14 protein-coding genes are annotated in these 16,831 nt (G+C 54.0%); 11 read left to right on the top strand and 3 right to left on the bottom strand.

Annotation, left to right across the window (positions count from 1 at the left end):
• Positions 1-79 precede the first annotated feature (79 nt).
• The 3 genes from IPM28_10410 (at position 80) to IPM28_10400 (ending at position 4,520) form a co-directional block, all read left to right on the top strand.
• The gene (locus tag IPM28_10410; GenBank protein ID MBK9173402.1) at positions 80-577 is read left to right on the top strand and encodes a hypothetical protein; all 498 of its coding nucleotides are present in this window, start codon (positions 80-82) and stop codon (positions 575-577) included.
• A gap of 201 nt (positions 578-778) precedes the next feature.
• Positions 779-2,221, top strand: coding sequence for an enterochelin esterase (locus tag IPM28_10405; protein MBK9173401.1), 1,443 nt, complete (start codon positions 779-781; stop codon positions 2,219-2,221).
• Positions 2,222-2,309: 88 nt separating this feature from the next.
• A complete protein-coding gene (locus tag IPM28_10400) occupies positions 2,310-4,520 on the top strand; it encodes a penicillin acylase family protein (protein ID MBK9173400.1) in 2,211 nt (736 codons plus the stop codon).
• 34 nt (positions 4,521-4,554) lie between these two features.
• On the opposite strand, the gene IPM28_10395 is transcribed toward IPM28_10400, so the two are convergent.
• A complete protein-coding gene (locus tag IPM28_10395) occupies positions 4,555-5,154 on the bottom strand; it encodes a hypothetical protein (GenBank protein MBK9173399.1) in 600 nt (199 codons plus the stop codon).
• 18 nt (positions 5,155-5,172) lie between these two features.
• Complete coding sequence (lepA, locus tag IPM28_10390) at positions 5,173-6,975, bottom strand: elongation factor 4 (GenBank protein ID MBK9173398.1); 1,803 nt, start codon at positions 6,973-6,975, stop codon at positions 5,173-5,175.
• A gap of 178 nt (positions 6,976-7,153) precedes the next feature.
• Here lepA and IPM28_10385 point away from each other — a divergent pair, with 178 nt between their 5' ends.
• Positions 7,154-7,591 (top strand): YtxH domain-containing protein, encoded by a 438-nt coding sequence (locus IPM28_10385; GenBank protein ID MBK9173397.1) that lies wholly within the window; start codon positions 7,154-7,156, stop codon positions 7,589-7,591.
• 3 nt (positions 7,592-7,594) lie between these two features.
• Entirely contained in the window at positions 7,595-8,134 is a 540-nt protein-coding gene (locus IPM28_10380) for a hypothetical protein (protein ID MBK9173396.1), read from the top strand.
• 241 nt (positions 8,135-8,375) lie between these two features.
• Here IPM28_10380 and IPM28_10375 read toward each other — a convergent pair whose 3' ends face one another.
• A complete protein-coding gene (locus tag IPM28_10375) occupies positions 8,376-8,954 on the bottom strand; it encodes a Spy/CpxP family protein refolding chaperone (GenBank protein ID MBK9173395.1) in 579 nt (192 codons plus the stop codon).
• A gap of 203 nt (positions 8,955-9,157) precedes the next feature.
• On the opposite strand from IPM28_10375, the gene IPM28_10370 reads away from it, so the two are divergent.
• From IPM28_10370 to IPM28_10345, 6 genes are all read left to right on the top strand, one after another.
• On the top strand, positions 9,158-11,086 hold the full coding sequence (locus tag IPM28_10370) for a 1-deoxy-D-xylulose-5-phosphate synthase (GenBank protein MBK9173394.1): 1,929 nt from the start codon (positions 9,158-9,160) through the stop codon (positions 11,084-11,086).
• 3 nt (positions 11,087-11,089) lie between these two features.
• Complete coding sequence (locus tag IPM28_10365; GenBank protein ID MBK9173393.1) at positions 11,090-11,872, top strand: thioredoxin domain-containing protein; 783 nt, start codon at positions 11,090-11,092, stop codon at positions 11,870-11,872.
• Positions 11,869-12,321 (top strand): vitamin K epoxide reductase family protein, encoded by a 453-nt coding sequence (locus IPM28_10360; GenBank protein ID MBK9173392.1) that lies wholly within the window; start codon positions 11,869-11,871, stop codon positions 12,319-12,321. The genes IPM28_10365 and IPM28_10360 overlap by 4 nt, the downstream gene beginning before the upstream one ends.
• A 169-nt stretch (positions 12,322-12,490) precedes the next feature.
• Positions 12,491-13,051: a sigma-70 family RNA polymerase sigma factor gene (locus IPM28_10355; protein ID MBK9173391.1), complete on the top strand. Its 561-nt coding sequence runs from the start codon at positions 12,491-12,493 to the stop codon at positions 13,049-13,051.
• Complete coding sequence (locus tag IPM28_10350) at positions 13,048-13,914, top strand: anti-sigma factor (protein ID MBK9173390.1); 867 nt, start codon at positions 13,048-13,050, stop codon at positions 13,912-13,914. The genes IPM28_10355 and IPM28_10350 overlap by 4 nt, the downstream gene beginning before the upstream one ends.
• 108 nt (positions 13,915-14,022) lie before the next feature.
• On the top strand, positions 14,023-16,812 hold the full coding sequence (locus tag IPM28_10345) for an insulinase family protein (GenBank protein MBK9173389.1): 2,790 nt from the start codon (positions 14,023-14,025) through the stop codon (positions 16,810-16,812).
• Positions 16,813-16,831 lie beyond the last annotated feature (19 nt).

The raw sequence follows: 16,831 nt of genomic DNA, 5'->3' as shown, positions 1-16,831 counted from the left end.
AAGATACGTTTTTCTCAACTAACTCGCGTAATGAGACGGCGGGGCATTTCGCACCGAAATCTTATACGGAGTTATTGTTATGAAACGAAATCTATCTTTGGTGTTTTGGCTCGCGATGTTCGTTGGTATCGTGGGGATCGAAGTTATCTCTGCTTTCGGGCAAAATGCCGCACTCGTCGGCACCTGGACCAACGGTAGTGTCGGGTCGATCCAATATAAAGATCGTGTGACCGGCTCGACAAGTCCGGGGCGAGGCAGTCATTTCAGCTATAAATTCTTCGCGAATGGAAGTTACGAGTTTGTCGGTTATATGGAATCGACAATGTATAGCTGCAGATCTACTTTGTTCAATCAGATCACCGGCAAGTACCGCGTAGATGGTTCGACGATCGACCTCGATCCGGCTCGTGATTTTTGGAAGAGCACGAATTCCTGCGCCGCGAGCGGTAACAAACAGACCGCAAAGACGCCGGTCAGGAAGACGGTTGAATTCAGGCAGACGATGGACGATTATGGAGCGACGTTGCTTTGCCTGAACGATGGTACCGGCGAAACCTGTTATCGCCGCGAAAAGTAATAGCATTCACGTTCAGATCGAAAGGCGGCGTGAAAAGTGACGGCTTAAATGGCCCCACTTTTCACCCTTTTGCAGATCTTGGTTCAGCGTTGAAGGGCCGATGCAGGCGAGGAGCATTTCTATATGAATGAACCGATCCGATTTCGTATTTTTTCAATAATTATTTCAGCTGTCCTTTTGGCGATTTCGGCGACAGCGGCAATGGCAGTTGAGTTCACCGTGAAGGTCGATCCGTCGGTAGTAACCGATGGCCAGCCTCTCTCCGGACGGCTGCTGATCTTTATGCGTAAGGACGACGGAAAGCCGAGCGACGGTTTTGGAGTTAATTCGCGGGATCCGAAAGCGGTTTGGGTTTCGGGTATTGAGATACGCAATCTCGAGCCCGGAAAACCGGTAATCGTCGATCCGGATCGGCTTTCCTTCCCGTCGGCGTTCTCTACTGCAGACGCAGGCTCTTACCAGATATTCGCGTTGCTCGACCGTGACCATTCTTACACCTACAACGGCCCCGGACCGGGCGATGTTTACAGCCAGGTCGTGAAAGCAGCTATGCCGACGGCGATGGCCGAGTTGACACTGTACAAGTCGATCCCGGAACGAAAGCCGGACATTCCGGCTAACGTACGGTTGATCGATCTTGAAAGCTCGCTGCTCTCTGCATTTTGGGGACGTCCTGTGTTAATGAAAGCCGCGGTCTTTCTGCCGCCCGATTATGACGGTTCGAAAGAAAGGTATCCGGTGTTTTACCACATTACAGGCTATGGAGGCACGCGCTTTAGTGCCTTGCGCGGTGCGGCACAGTTAACGGCTGATATGACCTCGGGTAAACGGCCGCCGATGATCCATGTATATCTCGAGTCGCAAATGTCGCTCGGGCATCACACATGGGCTGATTCCGCCAACAATGGCCCGTGGGGAACAGCACTTGCAAAAGAGCTTATCCCATATCTGGAAAAGCAATTTCGGATGGACGCAAAACCGTCCGGCAGATTCCTTACCGGCCATTCATCCGGCGGCTGGGCTACGCTTTGGCTGATGGTCACAAACCCTGATCTTTTCGGAGCAACGTGGTCGACCGCCCCTGACCCGGTTGATTTTCGCAACTTTACAGGACCCGATATTTATACCGCAAAAAACGCATACCTCCGTCCGGAGGGCGGCGATTACAATCTCGTCCGAGACAAAGGGACCGAACTCATGTCGATAAGGCAGTACGCCCAGCGGGAACGCGTCCTCGGCTACTACGGAGGACAATTTGGCGCTTTCAACGCGGTCTTCAGTCCAAAAGGGCCAGACGGCCAGCCGATGCAACTTTTTGATATCGACACCGGCCGCATTGATCCCGAGGTAGCAAAGGCATGGGAGAGATACGATATCTCGCTCCTGCTTCGCAGGAATTGGGCGACGCTTGGCCCAAAGCTTAAGGGTAAGATCAACATCATCGTCGGTACTGCAGACACCTTTCACCTTGACGAATCGGTTCGTTTGCTTGATGCGGAGCTAAAGAAACTCGGCAGTGACGCACGTATCGAATACATCGAAGGAAAGACGCATTCTGACCTCTACAACGACGGTCTGGCCGACCGGATCGCGTGGGAGATGTACCGGCTAGCGCGTCCGAAGGCAAGGGCCACGGCAAAATAGAATGACCGCGAAGACGGCGCGGCAGGACGGCTGATCAGAATAACCTCGGTTCGTTGTTTCGATCAGCGACCGGCGTTATAGTGTCAGAATGTCGAATCTACTGCGCCGTCCCACCCGATCCTCGTTGTTTTTCCCTCTCATTCTTTTTGTTGCGTTCGCTCTGTTATCGGGTACCTCCGCTGCCGCGCCGGCCGGCGACCGTGATCGTTGGGAACGGCACGCCGCAAATGTCATCATTACCCGCGACGATTGGGGTATCGCGCATGTCAAGGGCACGACCGATGCTGACGCTGTGTTCGGTGCGATCTATGCGCAGGCCGAAGACGATTTCAATCGCATCGAGACAAACTATTTGAATGCGATGGGACGGCTTGCCGAGGCCGAAGGCGAGGCTGCGATCTGGAGCGATCTTCGCATGAAGATCTTTATCGATCCCGTAGAGTTAAAGGGACAATTCGAGAGGAGTCCGGAATGGTTGAAGAAGCTGATGGCGGCATGGGCCGATGGGCTGAACTTCTACCTGGCAAAGAACCCCGGCGTAAAGCCGCGCGTGATCACACGCTTCGAACCGTGGATGCCGCTTGCCTTTAGTGAAGGCAGTATCGGCGGCGACATCGAGAGCATAGATCTTCAGCGGCTCCGCGCATTCTATGACACTTCGGTCGGCGCGTCGGTCGCAAGTCTCGAACCCGATCCATTCCCTGAACCGCTCGGCTCGAACGGCATCGCGATCGCGCCCAAGAATACGAAGGATGGCAAAGCATTGCTGCTGATCAATCCCCACACGTCTTTTTTCTTCCGGTCGGAACTGCAGATGACGAGCGATGAGGGATTGAACGCTTACGGCGCGTCGACCTGGGGACAGTTTTTCATCTATCAGGGATTCAACGAGAGGCTTGGCTGGATGCACACCTCGAGCGATGTCGACGCGATCGATGAATATCTTGAGACCGTTATCAAACGAGACGGCAGACATTATTACAAACATGGTACGGCCGAGAAACCGCTGGTGGTCAAAGCGATCACGATCCGATACAAGACAAAAGAAGGAATGGCCGACCGGACATTCACGACCTATCGAACGCATCACGGGCCGGTCATCAGGTCAGAGGGCAACAAATGGGTGACGGTCGCGCTGATGCACAAACCGGTCGAAGCACTGATGCAGTCATACGGCCGGACGAAAGCGAAGAGTTTGGCCGAGTTCAAAAAGATAATGGAGCTGCACGCTAATTCGTCGAACGCGACGCTCTATGCCGATGCCGACGGCAACATCGCGTATTTCCATCCGAACTTCATTCCGCGCCGTAATGATAAATTTGATTGGACAAAACCGGTTGACGGCAGCGATCCAGAGACGGATTGGGGCAAACTTCTGACGATGGAGGAATCGCCCACGCTTGTCAATCCGGCCAGCGGCTGGGTCTATAACACGAATAACTGGCCTTGGACAGCTGCCGGCGCGAGCAGCCTAAAACAAGCGGACTTTCCCCGTTATGTCGATAGCGGAACTGAGAACGCCCGCGGAATTCACGCCATTCGTTTGCTTGCGGATCGGAGCGACTTCACGCTCGAATCTCTGAACGCGGCCGCTTACAGCACTCAGATGCCTTGGTTCGAAAAACCGATCCCGGCGCTTGTGAAAGCATGGGACGCTTTGCCCGCCGGCGATCCGCTCAAAGCCAGACTCGACGCGCAGATCAAGCTGCTGCGAAAATGGGACTTTCGCTGGTCGACCGGCTCGGTCGAAACTTCGCTCGCTGTCTTTTGGGGAGAGGCTATGGGCCGTGCCGTTGCCGCCGAAGCACGGCGCGAAGCAATGCCGATCGACGCATTTATTGCGACAAAAGCACCGCCAAAACAAATGCTCGAAACGTTGGTGTCAGTTTCAGACAAGATCTCCGCGGATTTCGGAAAATGGCAGACGCCGTGGGGCGAGATAAACCGTTTTCAGCGTTTGACCAATGACATCGTTCACCCATTCGACGATGCAAAACCGAGCATTCCGGTCGGTTTCGTTTCGGGGAATTTTGGCTCGCTTGCCTCGTACGCCGCCCGCCGCAATTCGGGCACGAAAAGGATCTACGGAACTTACGGAAACAGCTTTGTAGCGGTCGTCGAGTTCGGCAAGACCGTTCGTGCTAAAGCGATCACGGCCGGCGGTGAAAGTGGCGATCCAAGGTCAAAGCACTTCAACGACCAGGCCGAACGCTATTCGACCGGCAGCCTGCGCGAGGTCTACTTTTATCCGTCGCAGCTAAAAGACAAGGTGACGCGACAGTATCGCCCGGGCGAGTAGCGTCATCACTCAATGCAAAAAGCGGTACATGAGATCATTTGCCGTCTGTCATGTCCTTGCCGGTGTTTAAGAACGAGGAGATGGCATTCGCGATGCGGGCTTCGCTGTCGAATGAATTGAAGATCGGAACCTCTTCGCGAAGCGTTTGTTCAGCAACACCGGTGAGAAACATACCTTCCTGCTTCAACATCACAAAATACGTTTCGCTGTCGTCATTTGTCTGCGTCCTTACGTAGGCCCCGGTGAATTGGCTTAGGGCACCTTCGATGATCTCCTTACGGTAAATGAACTGTCGGACGAACGCGTAGCTATCCTTCGTCTTGTCAAAGAAATATACCTCGCGGATCGTTCCCCGAAGTGAAAGGACAAGTAAGGCAAGTGCAAAAATCCCGATCACCCAGAACCCGAACGAATCGATGACCGAGTCGATCTTGACCAAAAAAACCATGAAAAGCGCCGAGAAAAACAAAGAACCCGCCGCAGAAAGGAACATCAAAAACGTGGGACGATAATCAAAGATCGTCAGGGTCTCGGGCCGCGGTACGATCCATACCGGAGCCATGATGCCGAGCTTTTCCTTGATCAATGCCCAAAGCCGGTCAGAAACTGATTCGTCGTCAGGATCACCGAACATATTCAACCGATGGAACTGCTAACTCTCGTTGACTTTTAATACGGCCAGAAAGGCTTCCTGCGGTATTTCGACACGGCCCACCTTTTTCATTCGCTTTTTGCCTTCTTTCTGTTTCTCAAGCAATTTGCGCTTGCGCGAGATATCGCCGCCGTAACATTTTGCGATGACGTTCTTGCCCATGGCTTTAACGGTCTCGCGTGCGATCACTTTGTTTCCGATCGCGGCCTGGATCGCCACCTCGAACATCTGCCGCGGTATAAGTTCCTTCATCTTCGCCGTCAGCAACCGGCCCTTTGCGGCCGCGGTCGCCGTATGAAGGATCACGGAAAGCGCATCGACCGGCTCGCCCGAGACCAGAATGTCGAGTTTGACCAATTTGCTTTCCTTGTAACCCGACAGATGATAATCGAGTGAGGCATATCCTTTTGAGACGCTCTTCAGCCGGTCGTAGAAATCCAGGACGATCTCATTCAGCGGCAATTCGTAGACCAGCATCACGCGGTTGGTCGTAATATACTCGAACTTTTTCTGGACCCCGCGTTTTTCGTCGAGGAGCGGCAAGATGCCGCCGAGGAATTCGTCGTTGGTAAGTATTGTCGCCTCGATGAATGGCTCTTCGATCTTGGTAATGCGGCCAGTATCGGGCATCTTTGCGGGCGAATCGATCTCGGCGACCTCGCCGTCGGTCGTCGTCACGCGATAACGCACACCGGGCGCCGTCGTGATCAGGTCTAAATTGAATTCGCGTTCGAGGCGTTCCTGGACGATCTCCATATGCAGCAGGCCGAGGAAACCGCAGCGGAAACCGAAACCCAAAGCCGTCGATGATTCGGGTTCAAAGAAGAACGACGCATCATTCAGCCGCAGCTTTTCCATTGCATCGCGAAGGTCCTCGTACTGCGCCGAATCGGTCGGGTAAAGACCGGCGAAGACCATCGGCTTTACTTCCTGAAATCCGGGAAACGGCGTCGCTACCGGGCGAGCGGTCTCGGTGATCGTGTCGCCGATCTGAACGTCTGCAACTGTCTTTATCGAGGCTGTCAAGAATCCTACTTCGCCGGGGCCGAGTTCGTTGATCGGCGTCGGCCGCGGGCGGTTTACGCCAAGTGTCTCTACCAGGTATTCTCGTCCCGTGTTGAAGAACTTTATTTTGGTGCCCTTTTTGATCGTGCCGTCGATGATCCGGAAAAGCACGATCACGCCGCGATAGCTGTCGTACCAGCTATCGAATATCAAAGCCTTGAGCGGCGCATTCTCATCGCCTTTTGGCGGCGGAACCTTTGCAATGATCGCTTCTAGAACCTCGCCTATCCCGAGGCCGGTCTTTGCCGATGTCAGGACGGCCTCGCTCGCATCAAGGCCGATGATGCTCTCGATCTGTTCCTTGATGCGTTCCGGCTCGGCAGACGGAAGGTCGATCTTGTTAAGAACCGGGATCAATTCGAGATCGTTCTCGAGAGCAAGATATGTATTTGCAAGGGTTTGAGCCTCGACGCCCTGCGACGCATCAACCACCAATAACGCACCCTCGCAAGCTGATAGCGACCTCGACACCTCGTACGAAAAATCGACATGTCCCGGCGTGTCGATCAGGTTCAGCACATAATCCTTGCCGTTGCTCGCCTTGTAATCCAGTCTGACCGCGTGTGCCTTGATCGTGATGCCGCGTTCACGTTCGAGATCCATATCGTCGAGCAGCTGTTCTTCCATGTCGCGGTCCGCGACGGCGCCGGTCAGTTGCAGAATGCGGTCGGCGAGCGTCGACTTGCCATGATCGATATGGGCAATGATCGAAAAATTTCTTATAAGTTCGCGGTTCATAATGCTTAACGGCAAACAAAAATTGTAACAAATCAACGAGGCAACCGCATTTTGACGCCAGTATCGATGCGAACACTCGGGAATTTTCGATTGTTACGGAGGGCAAATATCTGCTATACTTGAGTTTCAGGTAAAACCAGGTATTTTTAATACACATAGTTGTGTAGGGGGATTTTATATGAGACACGAATACGATAGAGAAGAGGCAAGTGCGGTTACGAAGTTGACGTATTTGTTGATCGGCGGCGGCATTGGTGCAGTGATCGCATTGCTTTTCGCCCCGAAATCGGGTCAAGAGCTCCGCGGAGACATCGCCGATGCCACTCGTAAAGGACTCGAAAAGGGCAAAGAGACCGCAGCACATCTGCAGGAGGTAGCCGGCGAGTATTACGAAGTTTCACGTGAAAAAGCGACCGAATTTGTCCACACGGCTCAGGAAAAGGCCGAGGAACTCGGCGAAAAGGCGCGGGCGGCTGCCGTAAGGACGGCAAACCCGTTCACCGCGGCGGTCGAGGCCGGAAAAGAGGCTTATGTGGCCGAAAAGCGCCGGACGGAAGTGAAATCGATCGCAGAAGGCCGTCCGAGCTATCCGGTGAAGGACGAAGAAAACAAGTAACCTATGAATGCGAATGACCCGCAGTTCTGGATGATGATCGCATCGATCGTTATCGCGGTGTGTTTTATTGTGATGGCGATCTCTCTGATCGCCATTGCGGTCATTGTCCGTCGCGTTATCGGAACGGTGAATCGTCTGGAAGAAAGGGTCGAACCCTTGATCGCTAAGGTCGATGCGATCAGCATTCAGGGCAAAGAGATGTCGGTGCATTTTACTGAGGTCTCGGCCAACCTTTCAACTGCGACAAAATACCTTGCGGAATCGACGGAACTGATCAAGGACGAAGTCGCGGAATTGCGAACCATCGTCGGGTCGACCGCCCTGGTCGCACGAGACAAGGTAGAAATGGTCAGCCGTACGATCGACAGGACGCATCTTCAGGTCACCAACACAACCGATTTCGTTCAGCAAAAGATCGTCGAGCCGGCGCGTGAGATAGCCGCGATCATGGCGGGCGTGAAGAAAGGGCTCGAAGTTCTTTTTGCACCCTCGCCGAAACAGATCGACCGTGTCTATCTCGATGACGAGATGTTCATTGGCTGAGGCCGCACGGAAAGGAATTGGAGTATTGAAGGCAGCCCTTGCGGCTGTCTTTTTTGTTTCGCTTTGAAATTTCATCGCAGGCAGCGTGCGGTTTAAGCGAAACTCGGCATGCGTATGAAATACAGAACGGGCGAAGCCTCGCTGAGTCGGTTCGCGAGAGAGTTCGCCCCGATTGAACGAACAAGAAAAGCGGGAGTGGAAGCTCCCGCTTAGTCGTCTTTAGGAGGACGTCGTTCGTAAACTAGATGGCCGGCTTTTCCGCTGGTTTGGTTTCGCCAGCTTCCTTCCGCTGTTTGAATTCCTCGCGTCGCTGCTGCCATTGCTGACGGCGCTCTTCCATCTTCTGACGCATCTCCTGTTTTCGTGTTTCGATCTGCTGTTTCTGTTCCGGCGTCAGGATGGCATCGACCTGAGCACGTACGGCTTGGGCCTTTTCCATCTGCTGGGCACGAAGCGTCTGGACGCGGGCCTTTTGCTCTTCGGTGATCGTCCCGTCGCGGCGAGCCATCATGATGGTCTTCATTTCCTCGCGAATTGCCGGATCGGGCTTGTTTGCCTCACGGATCGCCTTGAGCTGTTCTTTTTGAGCCTCGGTAAGTTCGATACCGCGCAGGCCAAAACCACCGTGTTTCCCGCCGCGCATTCCCTTACCGTGTCCATCGCGCATGCCTTTGCCGAAGCCTTCGCCACGCATACGCTCTTTCTTCTGGCCGGCCTCCGGCGATCTTTCCACCTTTTCCTGGGCGATCCCGGCGACCGAGAATGCTGTTGCGGCGACAGCCACTGCCACGCCCGAGAAGAATTTTGATCTTAATGACATTTTTTTACCTCTTTTCATTTATTTCGGCTTTCGCCCTCGATTACTAGGATGAATCCCGGTGAGGTTTGGCCGAAAGTTCTTGTAAAGAAATGTAAACCGAACGCGGCTTCGCGACGAAACAAATACGGCCGGCACATTGAACAATCAACGTGCAAAAGGCTAAAATGCGGACTTTGGACGAAGTTCCAACAAGTAGAACAACAATGAGATTTTTATCCGAGATAAACTCGCCGGCAGACCTCAGACAACTTAGGATCGACGACCTGCAGGAAGTGGCCGACGAGGTGCGGCAGTTCATTATCGATACCTGTTCACGCGTTGGCGGGCACACAGGTGCTTCGCTTGGCGCCGTCGAACTTGCGGTCGCGATGCATTACGTCTTCGACACACCGAATGACCGCTTGGTCTGGGATGTCGGGCATCAGGCATATGCACACAAGATACTTACCGGCCGCAGAGACGAATTGCACACGATAAAGCAGTACGGCGGACTTTCAGGCTTTTTACGACGCGACGAATCGGAATACGACACGTTCGGCGCGGGCCACGCCTCGACCTCGATCTCGGCTGCATTGGGAATGGCCGTCGCCCGTGATCACAAGGGCGAGGATTTTCACGTTTGCGCGTTGATCGGCGATTCGAGTCTTGCAGGCGGAATGGCGATGGAGGCGATCAATCAGGCAGGGCATCTCAAGTCGAGGCTGATCGTACTTCTGAACGACAACGAGATGTCGATCGCGCCGGCCGTAGGAGCGTTAAGCGGTTACCTGAACCGGATCAAAGAAGCACAAAGTTACCAGCATTTGAAAGAAGAGATCGGCGACGCTCTGGAAAGCGTTCCGGGTATTGGCGAATCGCTGAGACGGGCGGCTAAATCCTTTAAGGATGCGATAGCCGCCGCGGTTCTTCCCGGTGCACTCGTCAACGAACTCGGTTTCAAATACATCGGCTATGTCGATGGCCACAACGTTTCGATGCTCGTACGGGCGCTTCAGGAGGCGAAAAAGGTCGACGACGGGCCGGTGATCGTTCATGCTTTGACAACGAAAGGTAAAGGCTTTCCGAACCCTGAAAAGAATTATTACGCCTATCATGCTACGGGCCCGTTCGACCCGAAGACCGGTCTTCCGCACAAATCGAGTTCGGCCGCTGCTCCGACCTACACGCAGGTCTTCGGCGAGACGATGTGCGAACTGATGGAACGGGACGAGAGCATTGTCGCTTTGACCGCGGCAATGCCCGATGGCACCGGCGTTGATAAGATACTCGAGAAGTTCCCGGACAGGGCCTATGATGTCGGTATCGCCGAACAGCACGCCGTGACCTTCTGTGCCGGTATGGCCTGTGAAGGTATGAAACCGGTTGCGGCGATCTATTCGACGTTCCTGCAGCGTGGTTTTGATCAGCTTATCCATGACGTTTGCCTGCAGGACCTGAACGTAACATTTGCGATGGATCGCGCCGGCATCGTCGGTGCCGACGGCCCGACCCACCACGGCCTTCTTGATATAGCATATCTTCGCGGTTACCCGAATATCGTACTTATGGCCCCGAAGGACGAAGCCGAGATGCGGGATATGATGCTTACGGCGATAGATCATCCGGGCCCGGCCGCGATCCGTTACCCGAGAGGAAACGGATTTGGCGTAGACATCTCGGGCAAACCGGAAAAGATAGAGATCGGAAAAGCAGAAGTTCTTCGCGAGGGAGATGACATTGCGATCTTGGCATATGGATCGATGGTCAATCCGTCGCTCGAGGCGGCCGGCAGCCTCGCTAAGGAAGGCATCGAGGCGATGGTTATCAATGCACGCTACGCAAAGCCGATCGACGAAAAACTGATCGGGCGACTTGCCGAGACTCATCGCGTGATCGTTACGGTCGAAGAAGCTTATCTTGCCGGCGGGTTCGGTTCTGCCGTGATCGAGACCCTCGAACTTCTTGGGCTGCAGGACACCGTCAAGATCGTCAGAATGGGTGTGCCGGACCGCATTGTTACGCACGGCGATGCCAAGCTGCTATTGGCGAAATACGGCCTCGATGCTGACGGCATATATCAAAAGGCGAAAGAAGCGGCTGCGGATGCCGTTTCGAGTAAAGGGCGCCGCAAGCCTCTAAGGGCAGTCAAATAACCAATGACAGAGAAAAACAACCAATCGAAAAAGGCTAAGAAGAACTCAGGCCTCCCACTTTCGATCATCGCGATCGCTTTTGTCGTGGTCGTATTGGGCGGGATATGGCTTTACAACACGTCGAGCAAACCACGAACGGCGACTGACGCAAACCGCGCCGGTGTGACCAATGCCGCCCGGCCCCAGACCGCCCCCGTGAATGCACCAAGCGGCGCGGCAGTCGGCGTCAATATGCTCGGATCACCGACAGCTGCCGTGACGGTCGAGGAATTTGCCGATTACCAGTGCGGGGCTTGTGCAAGCGTGCACCCGGTCATGAAAGAACTGCAGTCGGCATATGCGGGAAACAAGAATTTTCGTTTCATCTTTCGCCATTACCCGCTGCAGATCGCAGGCCACGATAAATCGTATGATGCTGCAGCAGCGACCGAGGCAGCAGGATTACAAGGCAAATTCTGGCAGATGCAGGATCAGCTTTTTCGAAATCAGGGAACATGGACCGGAAATCCCAATTATCGTGAGTTGTGGGCCCAATACGCGACGAACCTGGGCATGGATGTGGAAAAGTTCAAGAGCGACCTCGCCGGGCTTCAGACCAAAGAAAGGGTAAACCAGGACATAAGCCGCGGAAGGGCATTGGGCATTACGTCAACGCCGACCGTCTTTATCAACGGGCAGGCGGTCCCTTATCAGGAGATCAACATCGCCTCGCTTCGCCGACTGATCGACGCAGAGATACAGAATGCGGCGGCTCCACCGCCTGCCGCTCCATCGAACGCTAAATGAACGAAGCCCTCGACCTGACCGAGACCTCAGCTGAGCCAATCGCAAAAATGCCGGTTCTCGCTTCGTTGATCGCGTTTGTCGGCCTCGCCGATTCGGTCTACTTAACGGTAAAGCACTATACCGACGAGCCGGTCCCGTGCAGTTTGATCGAGGGCTGTGAAAAGGTGCTGACGAGCGCCTATGCGGCATTCGCCGGGGTCCCGATCGCCGCTATCGGTGCGGCGGCTTATTTCGCGGCGTTTTCGTTGGCCATCCTCGCGGCCTTCGGAAACCGCGTGGCTTGGAACCTTTTTGGTTTACAGGCCGTGATCATGTCGGCCGTCACGTTATGGCTGCTTTATCTGCAGGGTTTCGTGATCGGCGCTTTTTGTCAGTTTTGTCTCGTATCGGCGGCTTCCACGCTTGGGCTTCTCACCGTATTTATTACCTCACGCGTGGTCTCACGATAAAGTTCTGTTTTGAAACCGATCTTCTATTCTTTGCGAAGACTTAGATTGAGAGCGAACGCGATGAGCGACGCCCTCGACCGAAGCTTTTTGCCGCTGGGTTGCCGGAGCGCACTTGGCAGGTAATGTTGAAATAAGGTAGCTTATAGGTATCAGATCTGATTTGAATACTGTGGCTGAAGCTATCTTAAAAAGAATCGCCAGCGGAGACCAGAACGCCGTTCAGGAGTGCCTGAAGACTTATGGCGGGCTAGTCTGGTCGTTGGCGCGACGAATGTTGAGAAATTCTGACGATGCGGAAGATGCAGTTCAGGAGATATTTGTCGATGTTTGGAAGAATGCCGGGCGTTTCGACCCCGGTCAATCGTCCGAAACAACGTTCATAGCGATGATCGCCAGGCGACGGCTGATCGACCGAATACGGTTCACTCAGCGTCGAATCTCTGCCGATTCGTTAGAAGACGTTCTGGCTGAGCCTGCTGACCGGGCCGACAAGCAGATGCAGACGATGGTCGAAGCAAGTGAGGCATTCAAGGCTTTGAAATTGTTGCGTCCTGAACAGCGACAGGTGCTTCAGTTGTCGATCATCCACGGGTTGTCGCATCAGGAGATCGCAGACGCTACCGGAATGCCGTTGGGAACGGTTAAGACCCACGCAAGGCGTGGACTATTACAAGCAAGGGAAGTTTTAGGATTAGGCGGTTCGGATTCTATGAAGGAGGTCGCCGTATGAAAAAAGATATGGATGAAGCGATGATCGACCTTCTTTGTAACAAGGCGGTTTTCGGCCTTACCGATGCCGAAGCAGCCGAACTCGCGAAGTATGGTGAGGATGCGGATAGCAGTATGGATTCGCAAGCGTTAGAATTGACGGCGGCGATGATCAGCCTTGCCGGAATAGATAAGATCGAGCCGATGCCGGCTCATCTTGAGTCAAAGATCGCAGCGAACGCGATGAATTTTGTCGGATCGAATGCTGCCGCTGATCCGGTGGAAGAGAATATCTTTACCGCTCCGAGACGTCCCGTTCAGGTCGAGTCCGAAGCAAAGGGTTCGATGTGGAATTGGCTCGGATGGGCAGTTGCGACCGCTGCCTGTGTCGCTCTCGCGGTAAACATATTCACGACCCGTCAGCAAACGATCATTTCTGAGGGTCCAAAGCCGTCGGCGACGCAGTCTGTTGCCCCATCGCTTGCCCAACTTCGTGAAGCTCTGATAGCAGCAGGTGCCGAAGTGCGGAGAGCGAACTGGGGAAAAGGCAACGTCAAAGAGATCGAAGAGATCTCGGGCGATGTTGTCTGGAGCGACGCCAAGCAGGAAGGCTACATGCGTTTTCGCGGGCTGCCGAAGAACGATCCGACGAAGGAAACGTATCAGCTCTGGATATTTGAGGACGGCAAATTGGAGCCGCATCCGAAGGACGGCGGTGTATTTGACGTGACCGCTGATGGCGAGGTGATCGTCCCGATCAAGGCAAAGCTCGTCACAAAGGACCCGAAGGTCTTTGCAGTGACGATCGAAAAGCCAGGTGGTGTTGTGGTTTCGAGCCGTGAAAAGATCGCTGCTCTGGCGAAAACTGAAACTGCGACCAGCTGAGCTTCGTAAAAAATTTTAATCAGACGCCACCTTCTCATTGCTCGCGGTTTTACGAGTAATTGTGAAGGTGTCGCTTTCTTTATCTAAACAAACTTCAAGGAGTTAAAAATGCGTTTGAAAGGAATTATCGCAGGCTGTCTCGCTCTCACGCTAATGACGTCTCTGAGTATCACGGCGCAAAAGGCCGATCAGCTTCCTACGTTGAAGGTCAAGGAATATAAGTTGAAAAATGGGCTGCGGGTTATCCTGCATGAGGACAGATCGACCCCGATCGTAGCCGTGAATCTTTGGTATCACGTTGGATCGAAGAACGAAGTTGTCGGAAGGACCGGCTTTGCCCATCTCTTCGAACACATGATGTTCCAGGGTTCGAAGAATTATAATCAGGATTACTTCAAGCCGCTTCAGGAAGTTGGGGCGACCATCAACGGTTCGACCAACCCTGACCGGACGAACTACTTCCAGGCGTTGCCGTCGAATTTTCTTGAGCTGGCTCTTTTTATGGAAGCAGACCGAATGGGCGGGCTTCTTGAAGCGATGACGCAGGAGAAACTCGATAATCAGCGTGACGTTGTAAAGAATGAACGCCGACAGCGATACGACAATCAACCCTACGGAACGGCATTCGAGAAAATTTTCGCCGAGATCCACCCGAAAGATCACCCATACAACTGGACCACGATCGGATCGCTTGAAGACCTCTCGGCGGCATCGATGGACGACGTAAAGGCGTTTTTCCGTCAATATTACGTTCCGAATAATGCGTCGCTGACGATCGCGGGCGATTTTGACGAAAAACAGGCAAGGGCATGGGTCGAGAAGTACTTTGGCCCGATCCCGGCGGGTGAACCGATCAAACGGCCAACGCCTTCGATGCCCAAGCTTAACGGCGAGGTCCGTAAAACGTATGAGGATTCGGTGCAGCTGCCGCGGCTTTACATGGTTTGGACCGGATCGCCAGCGTATTCGGCGGATGAACCGGCGCTCGACATCCTGACCTATATCCTTTCCAGCGGTCGCGGTTCAAGGCTTCAGAGCAATTTGGTCTACGGTAAGCAGTTGGCTCAAGATGCGTCCTCATTCAACTATGCGCTCGAGGTCGGCGGTATGGTGATCGTTCAATCGACGGCACGCCCGGGCAAGACGCTTGACGAGATCGAAAAAGAGATCAACGCGGAACTGGAACGGATCAAGGGCGAGGCACCTTCGGCTGACGAGATGAACCGGGCGATCAATTCGATCGAGGCCCAGACCATCTTCGGAATGCAGAACGTCCTCGGAAAGGCAGATTCGCTCAACGGCTACGCGACCTATACTGGCAAGCCGAACTATTTTCAGGCCGATCTTGATCGGTACCGCCGCGTCACGGCCGCCGATGTTCAGCGTGTTGCGAAAACGTATTTGACACCCGACCGCTTTGTAATGCAGTTCGTTCCGCGAAAGGATAGAGCTGCATCCCAACGCGGAGGGGCGGTAAATCAGCCGACCTCGACGGCGCAGAAGAAAGACGACGTCAAAAAGGTCGACTATTCGGCAAACCTTCCTAAACCACAGGCCGATCCGAAGCTCACACTGCCTTCGATAGAAAAGCAAAAGCTTTCAAACGGTCTGAATGTCTGGATGGTTCGAAGCTCCGAGTTGCCGATCATCTCGATGAATCTTGTCGTCAATGCCGGAGGATCGGCCGACCCCGCGAACCGAAGCGGGCTGGCTTATCTAACCGCTGCATTGATCGATGACGGGACAAAGACGCGATCGGCCGTTGAGATCGCCAATCAGCTGCAAGCGATCGGCGCAAATCTCGGAACAGGTTCGAACTGGGATTCGGCGAATGCGTCGATCCAGACGTTGACAAAAAATCTCGACAAAGCGCTCGAGATATTTTCAGATGTCATCGTCAATCCGGCGTATCCGGCAGACGAGATCGAAACCCGCCGCCGCCGCGACCTGGTCGGCTTCATTCAGCGAAAGGATAATCCGAACGCGATAGCCAATGTTGCTTACAACAAGCTGCTCTACGGCGACCATCCGTATGGACGTTCGCTTCAGGGTGACGAGGCATCGATAAAGGCGATCACAAAGGCCGAGATCGAGGCATTTTACTCGACATATTACAGGCCGAATAACTCGACCCTCATCGTCGTTGGCGACTTCAGGACCGATGAATTGACCAAAAAGCTCGAAGAGGCGTTCAAGGACTGGAAGCCGGCTGACGTGCCATCGGCCTCGGTCCCACAGCCAAAGGAGTTCGATAAGCCGGGTATCTACATCATTGACAAGCCCGGTGCGGCACAGTCGGTCGTCTCGATCGGCCAAGTAGGTGTTTCCCGCGATAACCCCGACTTCTTTCCGCTGTCGGTCATGAACTCAATACTCGGCGGCCAGTTTTCGGCACGCGTGAACATGAATCTCCGTGAGGACAAGGGCTATACCTATGGCGCACGGACGAATTGGGGTTTCCGACGCGGTGCAGGCCCGTTCGAGGCTTCGGCTGACGTCCAGACGGCCGTTACAAAAGAATCGGTGATGGAGTTCATGAAAGAGCTGAACGGCATCCGCGGTTCGATCCCGGTAACGCAGGCCGAGCTTGATTACAACAAACAAAGCCTGATCAGGCGATACCCCGCTGGCTTCGAGACCAACGGTCAGGTCGCCGCACAGCTCGCAAATCTGGTTGTGTACGGGTTGCCCGATTCGTATTTCAATGAGTATATCGGCAAGATCCAGGCCGTGACGCTCGCGGATGTCAACCGTGTTGCGAACCGTTACCTGCAGCCGGAAAGGATGGCGATACTGATCGTCGGCGACAAGAGCGTTATTGAACCCAAATTGCGGGAGATCGACGGCTGGGGCGGCAAGATCAATTACCTTGACACCAACGGCATGCCGTTACAGTAGGAAGTCAGGGGCAATAAAA

The organism is Chloracidobacterium sp. (assembly GCA_016716305.1).
Taxonomy (GTDB): Bacteria; Acidobacteriota; Blastocatellia; order Pyrinomonadales; family Pyrinomonadaceae; genus OLB17.
This window is presented reverse-complemented; position numbering and strand designations above follow the sequence as displayed.

What these genes read in the sequence shown, in the direction of transcription:
- IPM28_10410 (MBK9173402.1), top strand. Translation starts at nt 80, where the DNA reads ATGAAACGAAATCTATCTTTGGTGTTTTGGCTCGCGATGTTCGTTGGT.
- IPM28_10405 (MBK9173401.1), top strand. Translation starts at nt 779, where the DNA reads ATGGCAGTTGAGTTCACCGTGAAGGTCGATCCGTCGGTAGTAACCGAT.
- IPM28_10400 (MBK9173400.1), top strand. Translation starts at nt 2,310, where the DNA reads ATGTCGAATCTACTGCGCCGTCCCACCCGATCCTCGTTGTTTTTCCCT.
- IPM28_10395 (MBK9173399.1), bottom strand. Translation starts at nt 5,154, where the DNA reads ATGTTCGGTGATCCTGACGACGAATCAGTTTCTGACCGGCTTTGGGCA.
- lepA (MBK9173398.1), bottom strand. Translation starts at nt 6,975, where the DNA reads ATGAACCGCGAACTTATAAGAAATTTTTCGATCATTGCCCATATCGAT.
- IPM28_10385 (MBK9173397.1), top strand. Translation starts at nt 7,154, where the DNA reads ATGAGACACGAATACGATAGAGAAGAGGCAAGTGCGGTTACGAAGTTG.
- IPM28_10380 (MBK9173396.1), top strand. Translation starts at nt 7,595, where the DNA reads ATGAATGCGAATGACCCGCAGTTCTGGATGATGATCGCATCGATCGTT.
- IPM28_10375 (MBK9173395.1), bottom strand. Translation starts at nt 8,954, where the DNA reads ATGTCATTAAGATCAAAATTCTTCTCGGGCGTGGCAGTGGCTGTCGCC.
- IPM28_10370 (MBK9173394.1), top strand. Translation starts at nt 9,158, where the DNA reads ATGAGATTTTTATCCGAGATAAACTCGCCGGCAGACCTCAGACAACTT.
- IPM28_10365 (MBK9173393.1), top strand. Translation starts at nt 11,090, where the DNA reads ATGACAGAGAAAAACAACCAATCGAAAAAGGCTAAGAAGAACTCAGGC.
- IPM28_10360 (MBK9173392.1), top strand. Translation starts at nt 11,869, where the DNA reads ATGAACGAAGCCCTCGACCTGACCGAGACCTCAGCTGAGCCAATCGCA.
- IPM28_10350 (MBK9173390.1), top strand. Translation starts at nt 13,048, where the DNA reads ATGAAAAAAGATATGGATGAAGCGATGATCGACCTTCTTTGTAACAAG.
- IPM28_10345 (MBK9173389.1), top strand. Translation starts at nt 14,023, where the DNA reads ATGCGTTTGAAAGGAATTATCGCAGGCTGTCTCGCTCTCACGCTAATG.